Annotated in this window: 19 protein-coding genes; 13 read left to right on the top strand and 6 right to left on the bottom strand. The window is 69.3% G+C overall.

The window, feature by feature from the left end; genetic code table 11:
* The first annotated feature begins 3 nt into the window (after nt 1-3).
* The 6 genes from AAEP80_RS15195 to AAEP80_RS15170 all read left to right on the top strand — a co-directional run bounded on the left by AAEP80_RS15195 (nt 4) and on the right by AAEP80_RS15170 (nt 5,395).
* Nucleotides 4-1,542 carry a PTS mannitol transporter subunit IICB gene (locus AAEP80_RS15195; protein WP_420365010.1) on the top strand — a complete coding sequence of 513 codons (1,539 nt, stop codon included), beginning with the start codon at nt 4-6 and terminating at the stop codon, nt 1,540-1,542.
* 73 nt (nt 1,543-1,615) lie between these two features.
* On the top strand, nt 1,616-2,053 hold the full coding sequence (locus AAEP80_RS15190) for a PTS sugar transporter subunit IIA (protein ID WP_281265048.1): 438 nt from the start codon (nt 1,616-1,618) through the stop codon (nt 2,051-2,053).
* The gene (locus tag AAEP80_RS15185) at nt 2,050-3,210 is read left to right on the top strand and encodes a mannitol-1-phosphate 5-dehydrogenase (protein ID WP_420365009.1); all 1,161 of its coding nucleotides are present in this window, start codon (nt 2,050-2,052) and stop codon (nt 3,208-3,210) included. The genes AAEP80_RS15190 and AAEP80_RS15185 overlap by 4 nt, the downstream gene beginning before the upstream one ends.
* Nucleotides 3,211-3,301: 91 nt before the next feature.
* The gene (locus AAEP80_RS15180) at nt 3,302-4,219 is read left to right on the top strand and encodes an NADP-dependent oxidoreductase (protein ID WP_420365008.1); all 918 of its coding nucleotides are present in this window, start codon (nt 3,302-3,304) and stop codon (nt 4,217-4,219) included.
* A gap of 20 nt (nt 4,220-4,239) precedes the next feature.
* Nucleotides 4,240-4,728 (top strand): DUF805 domain-containing protein, encoded by a 489-nt coding sequence (locus AAEP80_RS15175; protein ID WP_420365007.1) that lies wholly within the window; start codon nt 4,240-4,242, stop codon nt 4,726-4,728.
* Between the two features lie 97 nt (nt 4,729-4,825).
* Complete coding sequence (locus AAEP80_RS15170) at nt 4,826-5,395, top strand: DUF805 domain-containing protein (protein ID WP_420365006.1); 570 nt, start codon at nt 4,826-4,828, stop codon at nt 5,393-5,395.
* 63 nt (nt 5,396-5,458) lie between these two features.
* Here the strand turns inward: AAEP80_RS15170 and AAEP80_RS15165 are convergent, their stop codons facing one another.
* From AAEP80_RS15165 to AAEP80_RS15140, 6 genes are all read right to left on the bottom strand, one after another.
* On the bottom strand, nt 5,459-6,103 hold the full coding sequence (locus AAEP80_RS15165) for a TNT domain-containing protein (RefSeq protein ID WP_420365005.1): 645 nt from the start codon (nt 6,101-6,103) through the stop codon (nt 5,459-5,461).
* 51 nt (nt 6,104-6,154) lie between these two features.
* Complete coding sequence (locus AAEP80_RS15160) at nt 6,155-6,925, bottom strand: succinate dehydrogenase iron-sulfur subunit (RefSeq protein WP_402729691.1); 771 nt, start codon at nt 6,923-6,925, stop codon at nt 6,155-6,157.
* Nucleotides 6,925-8,718: a succinate dehydrogenase flavoprotein subunit gene (gene sdhA / locus AAEP80_RS15155; protein WP_420365004.1), complete on the bottom strand. Its 1,794-nt coding sequence runs from the start codon at nt 8,716-8,718 to the stop codon at nt 6,925-6,927. The genes AAEP80_RS15160 and sdhA overlap by 1 nt, the downstream gene beginning before the upstream one ends.
* 61 nt (nt 8,719-8,779) lie before the next feature.
* Nucleotides 8,780-9,226: a succinate dehydrogenase, hydrophobic membrane anchor protein gene (sdhD, locus tag AAEP80_RS15150; RefSeq protein WP_413601548.1), complete on the bottom strand. Its 447-nt coding sequence runs from the start codon at nt 9,224-9,226 to the stop codon at nt 8,780-8,782.
* Between the two features lie 14 nt (nt 9,227-9,240).
* The gene (sdhC, locus tag AAEP80_RS15145; RefSeq protein WP_281265038.1) at nt 9,241-9,690 is read right to left on the bottom strand and encodes a succinate dehydrogenase, cytochrome b556 subunit; all 450 of its coding nucleotides are present in this window, start codon (nt 9,688-9,690) and stop codon (nt 9,241-9,243) included.
* A 75-nt stretch (nt 9,691-9,765) separates the two neighbouring features.
* Nucleotides 9,766-11,004: a glycosyltransferase family 4 protein gene (locus tag AAEP80_RS15140; protein WP_420365003.1), complete on the bottom strand. Its 1,239-nt coding sequence runs from the start codon at nt 11,002-11,004 to the stop codon at nt 9,766-9,768.
* Between the two features lie 151 nt (nt 11,005-11,155).
* Here AAEP80_RS15140 and AAEP80_RS15135 point away from each other — a divergent pair, with 151 nt between their 5' ends.
* The 7 genes from AAEP80_RS15135 to AAEP80_RS15105 all read left to right on the top strand — a co-directional run bounded on the left by AAEP80_RS15135 (nt 11,156) and on the right by AAEP80_RS15105 (nt 19,538).
* Entirely contained in the window at nt 11,156-12,268 is a 1,113-nt protein-coding gene (locus AAEP80_RS15135) for a mannose-1-phosphate guanylyltransferase (protein ID WP_420365002.1), read from the top strand.
* 197 nt (nt 12,269-12,465) lie between these two features.
* Nucleotides 12,466-13,539: a BMP family lipoprotein gene (locus AAEP80_RS15130; RefSeq protein WP_420365001.1), complete on the top strand. Its 1,074-nt coding sequence runs from the start codon at nt 12,466-12,468 to the stop codon at nt 13,537-13,539.
* Between the two features lie 80 nt (nt 13,540-13,619).
* A complete protein-coding gene (locus tag AAEP80_RS15125; protein ID WP_420365000.1) occupies nt 13,620-15,140 on the top strand; it encodes an ABC transporter ATP-binding protein in 1,521 nt (506 codons plus the stop codon).
* Nucleotides 15,137-16,465, top strand: coding sequence for an ABC transporter permease (locus AAEP80_RS15120; protein WP_420364999.1), 1,329 nt, complete (start codon nt 15,137-15,139; stop codon nt 16,463-16,465). The genes AAEP80_RS15125 and AAEP80_RS15120 overlap by 4 nt, the downstream gene beginning before the upstream one ends.
* Nucleotides 16,462-17,754, top strand: a complete 1,293-nt coding sequence (locus tag AAEP80_RS15115) for an ABC transporter permease (RefSeq protein ID WP_420364998.1) — start codon at nt 16,462-16,464, stop codon at nt 17,752-17,754. Before AAEP80_RS15120 ends, AAEP80_RS15115 begins: the two co-directional genes overlap by 4 nt.
* Nucleotides 17,755-17,770: 16 nt before the next feature.
* Nucleotides 17,771-18,250 (top strand): cytidine deaminase, encoded by a 480-nt coding sequence (locus AAEP80_RS15110; protein WP_420364997.1) that lies wholly within the window; start codon nt 17,771-17,773, stop codon nt 18,248-18,250.
* A 1-nt stretch (nt 18,251) separates the two neighbouring features.
* On the top strand, nt 18,252-19,538 hold the full coding sequence (locus AAEP80_RS15105) for a thymidine phosphorylase (protein ID WP_420364996.1): 1,287 nt from the start codon (nt 18,252-18,254) through the stop codon (nt 19,536-19,538).
* Nucleotides 19,539-19,613 lie beyond the last annotated feature (75 nt).

Genomic DNA, 19,613 nt, shown 5'->3' with positions numbered 1-19,613 from the left:
CACATGACAACGTCGTCCGTTGCAGCGCCCGACGCCCCCGCGAAGTCGCGGGGCGGCGCACGCGTCGCCGTTCAGAAGTTCGGCACGTTCCTCTCCGGCATGGTCATGCCCAACATCGCGATCTTCATCGCGTGGGGCATCATCACGGCCTTCTTCATCGAGACCGGCTGGACCCCCGTGGGCATCCTCGGCGGGTTCGGCGAGACGAACGGCGTGGCCAACATCGGCCTCGTCGGTCCGATCCTGACCTACCTCATCCCGCTCGCGATCGCGATCCAGGGTGGCCGGATGGTCTACGAGACCCGCGGCGCCGTCGTCGGCTCGATCATGACGATGGGTGTCATCATCGGAGCCTCCGGCACGACGATGATCCTCGGCGCGATGATCTGCGGTCCGCTCGGCGCGTACCTCATCAAGCAGATCGACCGCATCTGGGACGGCAAGATCAAGCCGGGCTTCGAGATGCTCGTGAACAACTACGCGGCCGGCATCCTCGGCTTCGTGCTCGCGATGATCGGGTTCTTCTGGCTCGCGCCGCTGTTCAAGCTCATCGCCGAGGGCCTCGGTGACGTGGTGAACTTCCTCGTCCAGCACTCGCTGCTGCCGCTCGCCAGCGTCATCATCGAGCCGGCGAAGGTGTTCTTCCTCAACAACGCGATCAACCACGGTGTGCTCGACCAGCTCGGTGCGCAGCAGGTCCAGGAGTCGGGCAAGTCGATCCTGTTCCTCCTCGAGGCGAACCCCGGCCCCGGTCTCGGCATCCTGCTCGCCTTCACGTTCTTCGGTGTCGGCATCGCCCGCTCGACCGCTCCCGGCGCGATCATCATCCAGTTCCTCGGTGGCATCCACGAGATCTACTTCCCGTACGTGCTGCAGAAGCCGGTCCTCTTCATCGCCGTGATCCTCGGTGGTGCGACCGGTGTCGCGACGAACGTGGCGTTCCACTCCGGCCTCGTCGCCCCGGCATCGCCCGGATCGATCTTCGCCGTGCTCGGTGCGACCGCGAAGGACAGCTTCGTCGGCGTCATCCTGTCCGTGCTCTTCTCCGCAGCGGTGTCCTTCGCCGTGGCGTCGTTCTTCCTCATCGCCACCCGCAAGCGCGACCTCGCGTCCGGTGGCGGCGACATGGCGGCGGCGTTCGACAAGATGCAGGCCACCAAGGGCCGTGACGCCAACGCGGCGACCGCCGGTCTCTTCGGCGGCAACGCCCCGGCGAACGCCGACGAGGCAGCTGCCGTCGGCGGCACCACGACCGCGACCCGGGTCGAGAACGTGGTGTTCGCCTGCGACGCCGGCATGGGCTCGAGTGCGATGGGTGCGAGCGTCCTCCGCAACAAGATCAAGAAGGCCGGCATCGAGGGCGTCACCGTCGTCAACAAGGCCATCGCGAACCTGTCCGGCGACGAGGACCTCGTCATCACGCAGGAAGAGCTGACGGATCGCGCCAAGCAGAAGACCCCGAACGCACAGCACGTGTCGGTCGGCAACTTCATGAACGCGCCGCAGTACGACCAGGTCGTCGAACAGCTCAAGAACCAGTAACGCAGTGCAGTATCGGAGGGGGTGGGCCACGGCCTGCCCCCTCCACCACGTCCACGAAGCAAGGAGAACACCCATGCCCGTCCTGCAGGAGAGCCAGATCCGCATCCACGCCGAGGACACCGCTCCGACCAAGTCGGAAGCGATGAAGGAGGCGGCCGAGATCCTCGAGGCTGCAGGCGCGGTCACCGGTGAGTACTACCCGGCGATGCTCGAGCGCGAGAAGAGCGTCTCGACGTACATGGGCAACTTCCTCGCCATCCCGCACGGCACCAACGACGCGAAGGACGCCATCAAGTCGTCCGCGCTGTCGTTCATCCGCTACGCGGCCCCGATCGACTGGGACGGCAACGAGGTCCGCTTCGTCGTCGGCATCGCCGGGGTGAACAACGAGCACCTCGACATCCTGTCCAAGATCGCGATCGTGTTCTCCGACGAGGACCAGGTCCAGGCGCTCACGGACGCCCCCGACGTCGCCGCGATCCTGGCCATCCTCGGCGAGGTCAACGAGTGACCGACCAGCGCACCGCCGTCCACTTCGGCGCGGGGAACATCGGTCGCGGCTTCGTCGGGCTGCTCCTGCACGAGGCGGGCTACGAGGTCGTCTTCGCCGACGTCGCCGCGCCGCTGATCGACGCCCTGGCCGCCGCCGACTCGTACACCGTGCACGAGGTCGGTGCCGGTGCCCGTGACCACGAGGTCACGGACTTCCGTGCACTCAACAGCGCCCAGGACGAAGCCGCCGTGGTCGCCGAGATCGCGGCGGCCGACATCGTCACCTGCGCCGTCGGTCCGAACGTCCTGAAGTTCATCGCCCCCGTGATCGCCGCGGCACTGCAGGCACGACCGGCCGACGCCGCACCGATCGCCGTGATGGCGTGCGAGAACGCCATCAACGCGACCGACCGGCTCCGCGAGTTCATCGTCGACGCGCTGCCGTCGGACGCCCGCGACCAGGCGCTCGCGAAGGCCGTCTTCGCGAACACCGCGGTCGACCGCATCGTCCCGGCCCAGCCGGAGGGCGCCGGCCTCGACGTCACCGTCGAGACGTACTTCGAGTGGGCCATCGACCGCACGCCGTTCGGGGGCTCCGAGCCGGAGATCCCCGGCGTGCACTACGTCGACGGCCTCGCGGCGTCGATCGAGCGCAAGCTCTTCACGGTGAACACCGGGCACGCCACGGTCGCGTACCACGGGTTCCTCGCGGGAGCGGACAAGATCTCCGACGCCATCGCGATCCCCGCGGTCCGGTCCGAGCTCGAGTCGGTGCTCGCCGAGACGAGCGACCTCCTCGTCCGTCGCCACGAGCTCGACCCGGAGGTGCACCGCGCCTACGTCCAGGCGATCATCGGCCGGTTCGAGAACCCGCACCTGCCGGACACGGTCACCCGTGTCGGTCGGCAGCCGCTCCGCAAGCTCTCCCGCGACGAGCGATTCGTCTCACCGGCAGCGGCACTCGCGGAGGACGGCACCGAGCCCGTCGCGCTCCTCGACGCCATGGGCGCTGCGCTCCGCTTCGACGTCCCCGACGACGAGCAGAGCGTCGAACTGCAGGCACTGCTCGGATCCGACAAGTCGGATGCCGACGTGGTGACCGAGATCACGGGTCTGGGTGCGGAACACCCGCTGCACGCGGCGTTCGCGGACCGCGTGCGCGTGGCGCGCTCCTAGCCACGCGCGGACGGGAGGCCCGGTGCCAGCTGGCACCGGGCCTCCCGTCTGTCTCGGACTCCTGTCCAGGGCGGCGGGTACCGTCCGGGACATGACGACACAGTGGGTGGCGCCGCGTCCCGGCGGCAGCGAGGTCCTGGAAGCGATCGACGTGGAGGTCCCGGCGCCGGGACCCGGCGAGGTCACGATCGAGGTGCGCGCCGCTGGCATGAACCCCGCCGACACGAAGCACACCCGCGGAGGCGACCCCTCCGCGTACCCGATGCCGATCGGCTACGAGGTCGCCGGGGTCGTCTCCGCCGTCGGACCCGACGTGTCGTTCGTGGTCGGCGACGAGGTCCTGGCCTTCCGCATCGCCGGCGGGTGGACGGCATCGCTCACGGTGCCAGCGGTCGACGTCTTCCGGAAGCCGGCATCGCTCGGGTTCCCGGAGGCTGCGAACCTGCTGCTCGCCGGGGCCACGGCGGCCGACGTGATCCGGGTCACCCGGGCCTCCGGCAACGACACGGTGCTCGTGCACGGCGCCTCGGGTGCCGTCGGGCTCAGTGTCCTGCAGCTGCTCCGTCCGCTCGGAGCCCGGGTGCTCGGCACTGCGTCGGAGCGTGGAGCAGCAACCGTCCGGCGGTACGGCGGCGAATGGGTGCCCTACGGTGACGGGCTCGAGGACCGGGTGCGCGAGGCCGCACCGAACGGGGTCGACGTCGCGATCGACTGTGTCGGGACCGACGAGGCCGTCGACGTCTCACTGGCACTCGTCGCCGACCGGAGCCGCATCGTCACGATCGCCGCGCAGGCCAGGGCGGCGGCGGACAGGTTCCCGGCGGTCGGCGGTGCCCAGCCGGAGAGCAAGGCGTTCCGGGACTCCGTCCGGCAGCGGCTGGTCGACCTCGCCGGAGCCGGTCAGCTCGACGTGCTGGTCGCGCGGACGTTCCCGTTGGCGTCGGCACGCGAAGCCGCCGAACTGCTGGAGTCCGGGCACCCGGGCGGGAAGCTCGCACTCGTTCCCTGAGGATGTGCCAAGATCACGGTGTGAGCGATCAGTATCCACCGTACGGCCAGCCGAACCACAACCCGTACGGGCAGAACCCCTCCGGTCAGCAGCCGACCTCGGGCCAGCCGCCGCTCTGGGCGCCCTGGTACGGGATCCCGTTCCCGCAGGCCTTCCTGCGGTTCTGGAAGAAGTACGTCCGCTTCGACGGACGCGCCAGCCGCAGCGAGTTCTGGTTCTGGGCGCTCTGGTACGTCCTCGGCAACGTGGCGACCGGCATCGTCGGGGGCGTCTTCAACGCGCTGCCGTTCATCGACAACGCGGACGACGGGCTGAGCAGCCTGTGGGCACTGGCATGCGCGCTCGGGTTCATCGCGCTGACCGTCCGTCGCCTGCACGACGTGAACCTCAGCGGCCTGTTCGCGCTGCTCTTCATCATCCCGCCGATCGGTGTCCTGTTCTCCCTGATCGTCGGGTGCCTGGGGACGAACCCGCAGGGACAGCAGTACGACCGGCCGGACCGCGGCTGACATCGAGCATCGGCGGGAGTCGAGACTTCTTCGGACGGACGGGTGCCGTTCTGATTGACTCTGACAGGAGTATCAGCCGACACCCAGGGGGTCCACCATGACCGATCAGTACCCGTCCGACAATCCGTACGGGCAGCAGCCCGCCGGCCACACGCCGCAGTACGGCGCGCCCGCATCGACGGGGCCTGATGGCGAGCCGCCACTGTGGGCACCGTGGTACGGGATCTCCTTCGGGGGAGCCGTCCGCCGGTTCTTCAAGAAGTACGCCCGGTTCGACGGTCGTGCGAGCCGCAGCGAGTTCTGGTGGTGGTACCTCGCGAACACCATCATCGGCATCGTGCTCGGCATCCTCTACGGCATCGGCGTCGCCACCTCCGGGCGATCGACGATGACGTCCACGACGTCGACGTCGGCCAGCTACCAGACCATGATCACCGATCCCTCGGCGCTCTTCATCATCATGGCGATCGTCATCGGCATCTGGTCGCTCGCGATCATCGTCCCGTCGATCGCCCTGTTCTGGCGCCGCCTGCACGACGCGAACCTCGCCGGGCCGTTCTGGTTCCTCGGGTTCATCCCGTTCGTCGGCGGGATCATCCTCATCATCCTGGCGATCCTGCCGTCGAAGCCCGAGGGGCAGCGGTTCGACCAGCCCGGTCGCGGCTGACCGGTCAGACCACGAAGCAGGGCCCCGGCACACGCCGGGGCCCTGCTTCGTCATGGGGAGGCGTCAGATCGCGCGGACGCGGACCAGGGACCCGTCGACGACGAGGTCGCGGATGGTCGTGGTCGGGTCGGCGATCTGGAAGCGGAGCGCACCACCCGGCTGCTCGAACCACGGCTGCACGAACCGGACCGACACCAGGAACGGACGGTCGACGACGTAGCGGTGCACCTCGGGTGCCGCGGCGACGTGCGGGGGGAGTGACCGCGACGGCATCGGGGTGTCGAGGGGGTGCAGCAGGTACCCGTCCGGACCGCCGATGCGGTCGACCGGGACACCGGCCGGGATCTGGATGGTGAGGCCGTCCGGGCCCGCCTGCGACACCTGCTGCGCGAGCTGCGGGTACGTCGACGCTGCGCGGTCGCGGAGCCCGTCGAGCTCGTGCCGCTGGATGTCGCGCGGCGCGGGGAAGGGACGGTTCAGGAACCGGCGGAGCATCTCGACCGCGTCCGACTCGCCACGAGCCGTCGCCAGCCGCCGCGCGGTGCCGTAGTCGACGACCTCGAGCGCGAAGGTGTCCGCGCCGTCGGCCGGCACGAGGCGCAGCGCACCCTCGACGGGAGGCTCGTGCAGTGTCTCTCCGGGGAGCTGCACGTAGCGGATCGTGTAGCCGAGCTGGTCGAGGATGGGGCGGGTGTCCGCGAACGTCATGAGCGGGAGCCTAGTGGTCTGACCTCTGCCGATCCTGGTGCCGCGACGGACCTACGCCCGACCACGCATGACCGCCTGCTTGACCTCCGAGATCGCCTTGGTGACCTGGATGCCGCGGGGGCAGGCGTCGGTGCAGTTGAAGGTCGTGCGGCAGCGCCACACGCCTTCCTTGTCGTTGAGGATGTCGAGGCGCACGTCGGCCGCGTCGTCGCGCGAGTCGAAGATGAAGCGGTGCGCGTTGACGATCGCGGCGGGACCGAAGTACTGGCCGTCGGTCCAGAACACCGGGCAGGACGACGTGCACGCTGCGCAGAGGATGCACTTCGTGGTGTCGTCGAAGCGGGCGCGGTCGGCGACGGACTGCACGCGCTCCTTGCCCTTCTCCGGCGTGGAGTTCGCCTGCAGGAACGGCTGGACCTCTCGGAAGGACTTGAAGAACGGCTCCATGTCGACGACGAGGTCCTTCTCGAGCGGCAGGCCCTTGATCGCCTCGACGTAGATCGGCTTCGACACGTCGAGGTCCTTGATGAGGGTCTTGCACGCCAGACGGTTGCGCCCGTTGATGCGCATCGCGTCGGAGCCGCACACGCCGTGCGCGCAGGAGCGGCGGAAGGTCAGCGACCCGTCCTGCTCCCACTTGATCTGGTGCAGCGCGTCGAGGATGCGGTCGGTCGGCAGCATCATGACGTCGAAGTCCTGCCACCGCGGCTCGTCGTCGACGTCCGGGTCGAAGCGCCGGACGATGATCGTGACGGGGAACGACCCGGGAGGTGCTGTCGCCGCGTCGGTGCGGGGGGCGTCGGAGACCAGGGTGTCGGTCATCAGTACTTCCTCTCCATCGGCTCGTACCGCGTCACGACGACGGGCTTCCAGTCGAGCGTGATGTGGTCGTCGGCGAGTGACGAGTGCGGGTCGCCCGTCAGGTACGCCATGGTGTGCTTCATGTAGTTCTCGTCGTCGCGCTTCGGGTAGTCGTCGCGCATGTGGCCGCCGCGGGACTCCTTGCGGTTGCGTGCCGAGTAGACGACGACCTCGGCGAGGTCGAGCAGGAACCCGAGTTCGACGGCCTCGAGCAGGTCCGTGTTGAACCGCTTGCCCTTGTCCTGCACGGCGACGTTCATGTACCGGTTGCGCAGCGTGTGGATGGTCTCGGTGACGCGTGCGAGCGACTCGTCGGTGCGGAACACCTGCGCGTTCTTGTCCATCTCCTCCTGCAGCTCCTTGCGGAGCGCGGCGACGCGTTCGGTGCCGGTGGAGGCGCGGAGCTGTTCGAGCATGCCGCGGACGTTCGCGGCCGGGTCCTCGGGCAGGGGCAGGAACTCCGCCGTCTTGACCCACTCGGCGGCGTTGTTGCCGGACCGCTTGCCGAAGACGTTGATGTCGAGGAGCGAGTTGGTGCCGAGACGGTTCGACCCGTGCACGGAGACGCACGCGCACTCGCCGGCGGCGTACATGCCCGGCACGACGTGGTCGTTGTCGGACAGGACCTCGGCGTTGGTGTTCGTCGGGATGCCGCCCATCGCGTAGTGCGCGGTCGGCATCACGGGCACCGGCTCGGTCACGGGGTCGACGCCGAGGTAGGTGCGGGCGAACTCGGTGATGTCCGGGAGCTTGGTCTCGAGGACCTCGGCACCGAGGTGCGTGCAGTCGAGCAGCACGTAGTCCTTGTTCGGGCCGGCGCCTCGGCCCTCCGCCACTTCCTGCACCATGCACCTCGCCACGATGTCGCGTGGGGCGAGGTCCTTGATGGTGGGGGCGTAGCGCTCCATGAAGCGCTCACCAGAGGCGTTGCGGAGGATCGCGCCCTCGCCGCGGGCGCCCTCGGTCAGCAGGATGCCGAGTCCGGCGAGCCCGGTCGGGTGGAACTGGAAGAACTCCATGTCCTCGAGCGGCAGGCCCGTCCGCCACAGGATGCCGACGCCGTCACCGGTGAGGGTGTGCGCGTTGGACGTCGTCTTGTACATCTTGCCGAAGCCGCCGGTGGCGAAGATCATCGCCTTGGCGTGGAAGACGTGCAGCTCGCCGGTCGCGAGCTCGAACGCCACGACGCCGGCGGGCTGCTTGCGGGTGACGCCGTCCTCGCCGACGACGTCCACCATGATGAGGTCGAGCGCGTAGAACTCGTTGAAGAAGTTCACGCCGAGCTTCACGCAGTTCTGGAACAGCGTCTGCAGGATCATGTGGCCGGTGCGGTCCGCGGCGTAGCAGGCCCGTCGGACGGGGGACTTGCCGTGGTCGCGGGTGTGGCCGCCGAATCGACGCTGGTCGATCTTGCCCTCTGGCGTGCGGTTGAACGGCAGGCCCATGTTCTCGAGGTCGATGACCGCGTCGATGGCCTCCTTCGCCAGGATCTCGGCGGCGTCCTGGTCGACCAGGTAGTCGCCGCCCTTGATCGTGTCGAACGTGTGCCACTCCCACGAGTCCTCTTCGACGTTCGCGAGCGCGGCCGCCATGCCGCCCTGCGCCGCACCGGTGTGCGAGCGGGTCGGGTACAGCTTCGAGATGACCGCGGTGTTCGCCTTCGGGCCGGCCTCGATCGCGGCACGCATGCCCGCGCCGCCCGCGCCGATGATGACGATGTCGAACTGGTGGTGATGGACGGTGATGTCGGTCACGTGGATCTCTCGAGTCAGGGGTGCAGAAGGAAGAAGTGGTGTGCCGCGGCTAGTGGACCGTCTACTGCGCCGGGCAGAACGACGGCAGGTCGGCGGCGGCAGCGCCGGCGGGGCACGGGTCGAAGGTCCAGCAGACCAGCGTGCCGAGGACGATGAGCAGCACGCACGCGACCAGGATGGCGACGAGCAGCGTCTTGCGGATGCCGGGCTTCGACACGTAGTCGTTGACGATCGTGCGCATGCCGTTCGAGCCGTGGATCAGCGCGAGCCAGAGCATGAGGGTGTCCCACACCTGCCAGAACGGGTTGGCCCACTTGCCGGCGACGAAGGCGAAGTCGATCTGCTTGACCCCTTCGCCCGCGACCATGTTCACGAACAGGTGGCCGAAGATCAGGACGACGAGCAGGACGCCGGATCCGCGCATGTAGATCCAGCCCCACTTCTCCCAGTTGGTGGAGCGGCGGGCGGCCTCGGAGCTGCGAGGGGGTGCGATGGTGTCGGTGGTCATGTGGTGCCCCCTGGTCAGTGGAAGTCGGCGACGAGGTTCATGAGCTGGCGCGGCAGGAAGCCCGCGATCGCGATCGCCCACAGGACGATGACGATCCAGAACATGGCCCGCTGGTACTTCGGCCCCTTGGACCAGAAGTCGACCAGGATGATGCGCAGCCCGTTGAACGCGTGGAAGACGATCGCCATCACGAGGGCGATCTCGCCGAGGTTCATGATCGGGGTCTTGTACGTGCCGATGACCGCGTTGTAGGCCTCTGGCGACAGGCGCACGAGCGCGGTGTCGAGGATGTGCACGAGCAGGAAGAAGTAGATCGCGACGCCGGTGATGCGGTGCAGGACCCACGACCACATCCCGGTGCTACCGCGGTACAGCGTCCCCTTGGGGGTCCGAGACGCGCGGGGCGCCTCGATGGTCACCTGTGGCACGGCTGTCGCCGTACTCCCTGCGGTCTGCTCGGCCATGAGCTCGCCCTCCGTTGAGACCGGGGCGCCGATCGGCGCACCGTTGCCGTCGTGTTCGTGTGGAACACGACCATCCTATGACCGCGAGCTGACCTTCTCGTTCCACTCGGCACGGACACCCCGTGCGGCGGCGGGCGGCGCGCCGATGTTCCTCGCCGTGTCGTGGTGCGCCAGCAGCTGGTCGCCGACCGCCTCCCACGTGGTGCCCTCCACCCGCAGCCGCCCGGCCGACCCCATGCGCGCGGCGCGGCCCCGGTCGAGGTGCAACCCGACGACCGCCTGCCGGAGCGCCTGCGGTACCTCCGGGTCGTAGAGCTCGCCGTCGAGCCCCGGCGCGACGAGGTCGAGCGGCCCACCGGATGCCGGCGCCACCACCGGCAGGCCGGTGGCGTGCGCCTCCTGCAGCGTCTGTCCGAAGGTCTCCGCCGGTCCGGTGTGCACGAACACGTCGAGTGCCGCGTAGGCGTCGGCGAGGGCGTCGCCGCGCAGCGGACCGGTGAAGGTCACGTCCAGGTGGCGGAGCCGTCGCTCCAGTACCTGCCTGGAGGGCCCCCCTCCCGCGACCACGATCCTGATGCCCGGGATACCGCCGAGTTCGGCGAGTCGTTCGACCTCCTTCTCCGGTGCGAGCCGGCCCACGTAGCCCACGACGGTCTCGCCGCGCGGAGCGAGTCGCCTCCGGAACGCGCGGACGTGCGCCGACTGCCGTCGCGACGGGTGGAACAGGTCGGTGTCCACGCCGCGACCCCATCGCGTGACGCGCGGGACGCCGTCCGCGGCCAGCATGGCCGCGGTCGCGGACGACGGCGCGAGCGTCAGCGACGCGCCCTGGTGGATCCGGGCGAGCACCCGTCTCGCCAAGGGGGCGGCAGCTGCCAGGCCGTTGCGGCGGGCGAACCCGGCCACGTCGGTCTGGAACACGGCGACGGACGGGATGCCGAGCCTCCCGGCTGCCGTGATCGCGCGCCCACCCAGCAGGAGCGGACTGGCTGCGTGCAGCACGTCGGCGCCGGAGGCGGCGAGGATCGTGTCGAGGACCGGGTGGGGGAGGGCGACCGGGAACTGGCGGTACGCGACCGCCGGCACACGGTGCACGTCGAACCCGCGGTACCGCTCGAGCTCGGTGCGGGATCGCCAGGCCGCGAGACCAGGGGCGTCCGGCGCGATGACGACCGCGCGGTGGCCGCGGCGCTCCAGGTGGTCGAGGACCGCCAGGACGCTGGTGGTCACGCCGTTGAGGGTGGGCAGGAAGCTCTCGGTCACGACGGCGACGGTCCGCTGGACCTGGCCGCGCTCCACGCTGCGTGCGTTCATGGCACTCGCCATGCTCCGCGGCGCACGTGACGCGGACGGGGGCCGCACGGTGAACGGCGCGTTCGGCGGGGGTGAACAGGTCGTGCGGCTTCCCGCACATCCGAGCGGTCGGTACCCAGGAACGGCGACGACCGGACGGTACGGTGAGCGGGTGGCTGACCCTCTCGACGACTTCTACGCGATCATCCCCGCCGGTGGGATCGGTTCGCGCCTCTGGCCGCTGTCGCGCGCCGACGCCCCGAAGTTCCTCCACGACCTGACCGGCTCTGGCACCTCGCTCCTCCGGCAGACGTGGGACCGCCTCGCGCCGCTGTCCGGGGACCAGCGGATCATGGTCGTGACCGGGCGTGCCCACCGGGTCGCGGTCGAGTCGCAGCTGCCGGGCATCGACGACCACAACGTCGTGCTCGAGAGCGAGCCGAAGGACTCGACGGCCGCCATCGGTCTGGCCGCAGCGATCCTCCGCCGGCGCGAGCCCGACGTGGTCATCGGGTCGTTCGCCGCCGACCACGTCATCGGCGACGCCCGCGGGTTCCGCCGGTCGGTGCGCGAAGCGGTGCTCGCGGCCCGCGCCGGCTACGTGACGACCATCGGCATCACGCCGTCCGAGCCAGCGATCGGGTTCGGGTACATCCACGCGGGCGACTCGCTCGGCATCGACACCGCCCCACGTGCGCACGCCGTGCTGGACTTCGTCGAGAAGCCGGACCTCGACACCGCGACGGGGTACCTCGCCGACGGCAGCTACCTCTGGAACGCCGGCATGTTCATCGCCCGCGCCGATGTGCTCCTGGCCGAGATCGGTCGGAACGAGCCCGACCTGCTCGCCGGGATCGAGGAACTCGCCGCCGCGTGGGACACCTCGTCCCGGGGCGCCGTCGTCGACGCGATCTGGCCGGGGCTGAAGAAGATCGCGATCGACTACTCCGTCGCCGAGCCGGCAGCCGCCGCCGGTCGGCTCGCCGTGGTGCCCGGCGACTTCGACTGGGACGACGTCGGCGACTTCGCGTCCCTCGCGAAGCTGCAGTCCGGTGGGCGGACGAACAACCTCGCGGTGCTCGGCGACAACGCCCGCATCCTGGCCGACTCGTCGAGCGGCATCGTCGTCGCGCACAGCCAGCGGCTGATCTCGCTCATCGGCGTCGAGGACATCGTCGTCGTGGACACCCCCGATGCGCTCCTCGTCACGACGAGCGCGAACGCCCAGCGGGTCAAGGGTGTGGTGGATGCACTGAAGATCAGCGGCCGGGACGACGTCCTGTAGCGCTCCACCACGAAATCCCCCGAACTGGGGACACCGGCGTTGCGCCGCGTTACGAGCCTGTTACGGCGCGGTCGCGATCCCGTAACCGATCATCCGGGTGGCCGGAACGGGCTCTGTACCGGCCGGGCGGTCGTGTACTGTCGCCACGATCGCCCGGTGCGCAGTGACCCGGGCCCTTGCTCCCGGAGGAACATCCCGTGTCATCTCGTACCCGTCAGATCGCACTCAGCGGCCTCGCGCTCCTCGGCACCGCCGCCGTCCTGGCCGGCTGCTCGGCCGCTCCGTCCGACTCCTCGTCGGCGAAGTCCACCGACTTCCGCCCGTGCATGGTGTCGGACTCCGGCGGCTTCGACGACAAGTCCTTCAACCAGCTCGGCTACGAGGGGCTCAAGGACGCCGCCAAGGAGCTCGGCGCGACCTACAAGTCGGCCGAGTCGAAGGACTCGACGGTCTACGACTCGAACATCGAGCAGCTGATCAACCAGAACTGCAAGCTCATCGTCACGGTCGGGTTCAACCTCGCCGACGCCACGAAGAAGCAGGCGGCGGCGAACCCCGACACGGACTTCGCGATCATCGACGACAACTCGATCGACGCCAAGAACGTCAAGCCGATCACGTTCGACACCTCCCAGGCGGCGTTCCTCGCCGGCTACGCGGCCGCGTCGTACTCCAAGAGCGGCGTCGTCGGTACCTTCGGCGGCATGCAGATCCCGACCGTCACGATCTTCATGGACGGCTTCGCGGACGGCGTGAAGTACTACAACGAGCAGAAGAAGAAGGACGTCAAGGTCGTCGGCTGGGACGTCGACAGCCAGAAGGGCTCCTTCACCGGTGGCTTCGAGGCCGGCACGCAGGCCAAGTCGGTCGCGCAGACGCTCCTCGACCAGAACGCCGACGTGATCCTGCCCGTCGGTGGCCCGATCTACCAGTCGGCGGCGGAGGCGATCAAGGACGCGAACAACGGTTCCGTGCTGATCGGTGCGGACAGCGACCTCTACGAGGCCGACCCCCGCTACAAGGACATCGCGCTGACGTCGGTCGAGAAGGGCATGCGCCCGGCGACCAAGGACGTCGTCGAGCAGGCCGCCAAGGGCGACTTCTCGAAGACCCCGTACGTCGGCACGCTGAAGAACGACGGCGTCGGCATCGCGCCGTTCCACGACTACGAGTCGAAGGTCGACTCGGGTCTGCAGAAGGAGCTGGACACCATCAAGTCCGGCATCATCGACGGCTCGATCAAGGTCGAGACGAAGGCGACCGTCAAGTAGCACGATGTGATGCGGGCGGGGGAGCAGTCCTCCGCCCGCATTCCCGTGCGCTCCGCAGCGACAGAAACGTAAACCCCGACATGAAGCTCGAGCTCCGCGGCATCACCAAGCGGTTCGGCCCCCTGGTCGCGAACGACCACATCTCCCTCACCGTCGAACCGGGCGAGGTGCACTGCCTCCTCGGCGAGAACGGTGCAGGCAAGTCCACCCTGATGAACGTGCTCTACGGCATGTACCAGGCCGAAGAGGGCGAGATCCTCCTGGACGACGTCGTCCAGGACTTCGACGGCCCAGGCGACGCCATGCGTGCCGGCATCGGCATGGTCCACCAGCACTTCATGCTCGTCCCGGTCTTCACCGTGGCCGAGAACGTCATGCTCGGACAGGAGGAGACGTCCTTCGGTGGCCGTCTCGACCTCGCCGGCGCCCGGAAGCGCGTCCGCGAGATCTCCGAGCGGTTCGGCTTCGACGTCGACCCGGACGCGAGGGTCGAGGACCTGCCCGTCGGCGTGCAGCAGCGCGTCGAGATCATCAAGGCGCTCTCCCGCGATGCCTCCGTGCTGGTGTTCGACGAGCCGACGGCCGTCCTCACGCCGCAGGAGACCGACGAGCTGATGGGCATCATGCGCCAGCTCCGCGAGGCCGGCACCGCGATCGTCTTCATCACCCACAAGCTCCGTGAGGTCCGCGAGGTGGCGGACCGCATCACGGTGATCCGCCTCGGCAAGGTCGTGGGCGAGGCATCGCCCACCGCGACGAACAACGAGCTCGCAGCGCTCATGGTCGGCCGAGCAGTGTCGCTCGTCGTCGAGAAGGAGCCCGCGACCGGCGGCGAGGACGCCCTCGTCGTCGAGCACGTCACCGTCACCGACCCGTCCGGCATCGTGCTCGTCGACGACGTCTCGTTCACCGTCCGTCGCGGCGAGGTCCTCGCGATCGCCGGCGTGCAGGGCAACGGCCAGACCGAGCTCACCGAGGCGATCATCGGCCTCGAGCACATGCGCTCCGGCCGGATCACCCTCGACGGCCGCGAGATCAGCGGCCGCAGCGTCAAGCAGATCCTCGACGCCGGGGTCGGGTTCGTCCCCGAGGACCGGAAGGAGGACGGGCTCGTCGGCGAGTTCACGATCGCCGAGAACCTGATGCTCGACCGCGCCGACCACGCCGAGTTCGTCCGCGCCGGCACCATCCGGTCGGCCGAGCGGGACGCGTTCGCCGACGAGAAGATCGCCGAGTTCGACATCCGCACGCCCTCGCGCACCACCGCCGCCGGTCGGCTGTCCGGCGGCAACCAGCAGAAGATCGTGCTGGCACGCGAGCTCAGCCGCGAACTGCGCCTCTTCGTCGCCGCGCAGCCCACGCGCGGCATCGACGTCGGGTCGATCGAGTTCGTGCACAAGCGCATCGTCGCCACCCGCGACACCGGCGTCCCGGTCATCGTCGTCTCCACGGAGCTCGACGAGGTCGTGGCGCTCGCCGACCGCATCGCCGTGATGTACCGCGGCGCGATCATCGGCATCGTCCCCGCGGACACCCCGCGTGACGTCCTCGGCCTCATGATGGCCGGGGAGCTTCCCGAAGGAACGGAGCTGGCAGCGTGAGCACCCCCACGCCAGACGAGACCCCGCAGACCGACGACCGACTGCAGGACGTCGAGGGCACGCCGCACCTGATGACGGACTCCGCCGACGACACCGAGCGTCGCGCCGGCGACTCGGGCGGCGACCGCTGGAACACCGCGCTGCAGAGCATCCTGAACGGCTCCGTCCTCGTCACGATCCTCGCGATCGTGCTCGCGCTCGTGGCGTGCGGCGTCCTCATCGCGGTCACCGACCCCGCCGTGCAGCAGGCCGCCGGGTACTTCTTCGCCCGTCCCGCCGACACCTTCCAGGCGATCTGGACCGCCGTCGGCGGCTCGTACGCCTCGCTGTTCCAGGGCTCGGTCGTCAACTTCGGCGCGAGCTCGTTCGCGCAGGCGATCGTCCCGATCACCCGGTCGATCGACTACGCCGTCCCGCTCATCGCCGCGGGTCTCGGCATCGCGCTGTCGTTCCGTGCCGGCCTCTTCAACATCGGTGGCCAGGGGCAGATCCTGATGGGGGCTGCGGCCGCCGGGTGGGTCGGCTTCGCGTTCGACATGCCCGCGATCATCCACATCCCCCTGACCATCGTCGCCGGCATCGTCGGCGGTGCGGTGTGGGGCGGCATCGTCGGCGTGCTGAAGGCGCGGACCGGTGCGAACGAGGTCGTCCTGACGATCATGCTCAACTACGTCGCGCTGTACCTGGTCAGCTACCTGCTCCGCACGCCGGGGCTGCTGCAGGCACCGGGGAGCCCGAACCCGATCTCGCCCGCCATGAAGGACTCCGCGGTGCTGCCGGCGCTGTTCGGGCCGCGCTACGGCGTCGACCTCGGGTTCATCGTCGCGATCATCGCCGTCGTCGTCGTGTGGTGGCTCGTCAACAAGTCGTCGCTCGGCTTCCGGTTCCGCACGATCGGTGAGAACCCGCGTGCGGCACGCGTCGCCGGCATGAGCGTCCCGTCGCTGACCATCTGGGTGCTCGTCATCTCCGGTGCCCTCGTCGGCATCGCCGGGGCGTACCAGGTGCAGGGTGCCGTGACGAGTGGCTTCACCTCGAACATCGACGCGGGCATCGGCTTCGACGCCATCACCGTGGCGCTCCTCGGCCGCTCGAAGCCGTGGGGCACCTTCTGGGCGGCGATCCTGTTCGGCGTGCTGAAGAACGGTGGCTACGCGATGCAGGCCGCCAACGGCATCCCGATCGACATCGTCGGTGTCATCCAGGCCCTCATCGTCCTCTTCATCGCGGCACCGCCGCTCGTCCGCGCGATCTTCCGGATCCCGCAGCCGGGCGCCCGCCGCAAGGTCTCCAAGAAGTCCCAGCGGAAGGCAGTCGCCGCGTGAGCACCATCAGCCCCTCCATGCCCTCCGGAGCGGAGACGCTGGCCGACCGCGCCGTCGAGTCCACCCGCAGCTGGAAGGCCCCGATCGCCTTCGCCGTCTTCACGGTCGTCGCGTTGGTGTTCTTCGTCCTGCTCGGCCGTGACGGCTCGGCGACGTTCCGCCTCGCGAACGCGGGCGACTTCGTCCAGCTGCCGGACGTGCAGCTCCCCGCCACGGGGACCGGCATCACCGTCACCGTCCTGCTCGCCCTGGCGACCGTGTACGCGTTCGTCCAGGCGAACGGGTACCGGAGGATCCCGCTCTGGGTCACCTCGGTCTTCGCCGTCCTGTTCGTGGTCGGGTTCCTCACCTGGGCGGCGGCCGGTGCGACGATCCCGCTCCCGGGGCTGCTCGTCGGCGCGCTCGGCCTGAGCGTCCCGCTGGTCTTCGGTGCCCTCGGCGGCGTGATCTCGGAGCGCGTGGGCGTCGTGAACATCGCGATCGAGGGGCAGTTCCTCGCCGGGGCGTTCGTCTCCGCGATGATCGGCTCGCTCACCGGTTCCGCATGGGTCGGTCTCGTCGGTGCGCTCGTCGCCGGTGTCCTGGTGTCGTTCGTCCTCGCGACGTTCAGCATCAAGTACCTCGTCGACCAGGTCATCGTCGGTGTCGTCATCAACGCGTTCATCTCCGGACTGACCGGCTTCCTCTACTCGCAGGTGCTCTCGCCGGCCGAGCAGACGCTCAACGTCGGCATCCGGTTCCCGGTCCTGCCGATCCCGGTCCTGCACCAGATCCCGGTCATCGGCCCGGTGTTCTTCGAGCAGAACGTCATCGTGTACCTGGCCTACATCGCGGTCGCGGTCGTCACGTTCGCCCTGTTCAAGACGCGATGGGGCCTCCGGCTCCGCGCGGTCGGCGAGCACCCGCAGGCAGCGGACACCGTCGGCATCAACGTGCTCAGCACGCGGTTCTGGAACGTCTCGCTCGCCGGTGCCATCGCTGGGCTCGGTGGCGCCTACTTCACGCTCGGCTCCGTCGGGCCGTTCGCCAAGGACATGACCGCAGGGGCCGGCTACATCGCCCTCGCCGCGGTCATCTTCGGCCGCTGGGACCCGATCCGCGCGACGCTCGCGGCGCTGCTGTTCGGCTTCGCGTCGAACCTGCAGAACGTCCTCGGGTCGATCAACTCGCCCGTCCCGAGCGAGTTCCTGCTCATGCTGCCCTACGTGGTGACGATCTTCGCGGTGGCCGGCCTGGTCGGGCAGTCGCGCGGTCCCGCCGCGTCCGGCAAGCCGTACATCAAGAGCTAGCCGGGAGGCTCGGCACATGACCGACACGAACGCATCAGGTGACCGGGGGGTCACCGACACCGCCGCTGCGGACCCGGCCAGGAGCCTCCCGTCCGATCTGGACTGGGCGTCACTGCGTGACGCGGCCACGGCCGCGATGCGGCACGCCTACGCGCCGTACTCGTCGTTCCCGGTGGGTGCCGCTGCGCTCACCGACGACGGCCGGATCGTGTCCGGCTGCAACGTCGAGAACGCCTCGTACGGGGTGACCCTCTGTGCGGAGTGCTCGCTCGTCTCGCAGCTGCACATGACCGGCGGCGGCAAGCTCGTCGCGTTCACCTGCGTGGACGGCGACGGCGCGACGCTCATGCCGTGCGGTCGGTGCCGGCAGCTGCTGTTCGAGCACTCGGCCGAGGGCATGCTGCTCGAGACCGTCTCCGGGATCCGCACCATCGACGAGGTGCTCCCGGACGCCTTCGGGCCGCGCACCCTCGTCACGTACCAACAGGAGCACTGACATGGCCGTCGAGCCCTTCGACACCGTCGACCTCATCCGCACCAAGCGTTCGGGTTCCGCATTGAGCACCCCCGAGATCGACTGGCTCGTCGACGCCTACACGCGCGGCTACGTCGAGGACCCGCAGATGGCGGCGCTCGCGATGGCGATCTTCCTGAACGGCATGGAGCGTCGGGAGATCAAGGACCTGACGCTCGCGATGATCGCGTCCGGGGAGCGGATGTCGTTCTCCTCGCTCGGCAAGACGACCGTGGACAAGCACTCCACCGGTGGTGTCGGCGACAAGATCACGCTGCCGCTCGCACCGCTCGTGGCGTCGTTCGGGGTGGCGGTGCCGCAGCTGTCCGGCCGTGGGCTCGGGCACACCGGGGGCACGCTCGACAAGCTCGAGTCGATCCCGGGGTGGCAGGCGTCGCTGTCGAACGACCGCATGATGTCGATCCTCTCCGACGTCGGAGCGGTCATCTGCGCGGCGGGGTCCGGCCTCGCCCCTGCCGACAAGAAGCTCTACGCGCTCCGGGACATCACCGGCACCGTCGAGTGCATCCCGCTCATCGCGTCGAGCATCATGTCGAAGAAGATCGCCGAGGGCACCGGTGCGCTCGTGCTGGACGTGAAGTTCGGATCCGGGGCGTTCATGCCGACGTACGAGGCGTCCAGGGAACTCGCGCAGACGATGGTCGACCTCGGGAAGGACGCAGGGGTCGCCACCTCGGCGCTCCTGACCGACATGGAGGTCCCGCTCGGCCTGACGATCGGCAACGCGCTCGAGGTGCGGGAGTCGATCGAGGTGCTGGCGGGCGGTGGACCGTCGGACGTCGTGTCGCTGACGCTCTCGCTGGCTTCCGAGATGCTCCGGCTCGCTGGTCTGCCGGACGCGGACCCGGCTGCGGCGCTCGCCGACGGACGCGCGATGGACACGTGGCGGCGGATGATCTCGGCGCAGGGCGGCGACCCGTCCGCCGCGCTCCCGGTGGCCCGCGAGCAGCACGTCGTCACCGCGCCGTCCTCCGGCGTGCTCGTGACGCAGGAGGCCCTGCCGTTCGGCGTCTCCGCCTGGCGTCTCGGCGCTGGTCGAGCCCGTGCGCAGGACCCGGTCCAGGCGGGTGCCGGCATCGAGCTGCACGTGAAGCCCGGCGACGAGGTCGTCGAGGGGCAGCCGCTCTGGACCCTGCACACGGACGAGGAGTCCCGGATCCCGCGCGCGCTCGAGGTGCTCGAGGGGGCATGGTCGATCGGGACGTCCGCTCCCGAGCGTGGACCGATCGTCCGTGAGCGCCTGACCTGACCTGCTCGGTTCCGCGGCGTGAGCCGGTCGGCTCACATGTAGCGAGCCTCCAGTCAGTTCTCCACAAACCTGTGG

It is taken from the genome of Curtobacterium sp. L3-7 (assembly GCF_048756585.1).
In the GTDB taxonomy this organism is placed as follows: Bacteria; Actinomycetota; Actinomycetes; order Actinomycetales; family Microbacteriaceae; genus Curtobacterium.
Note: the sequence above shows the minus strand (reverse complement) of the source record. Positions and strands in the feature narration are given on the sequence as shown.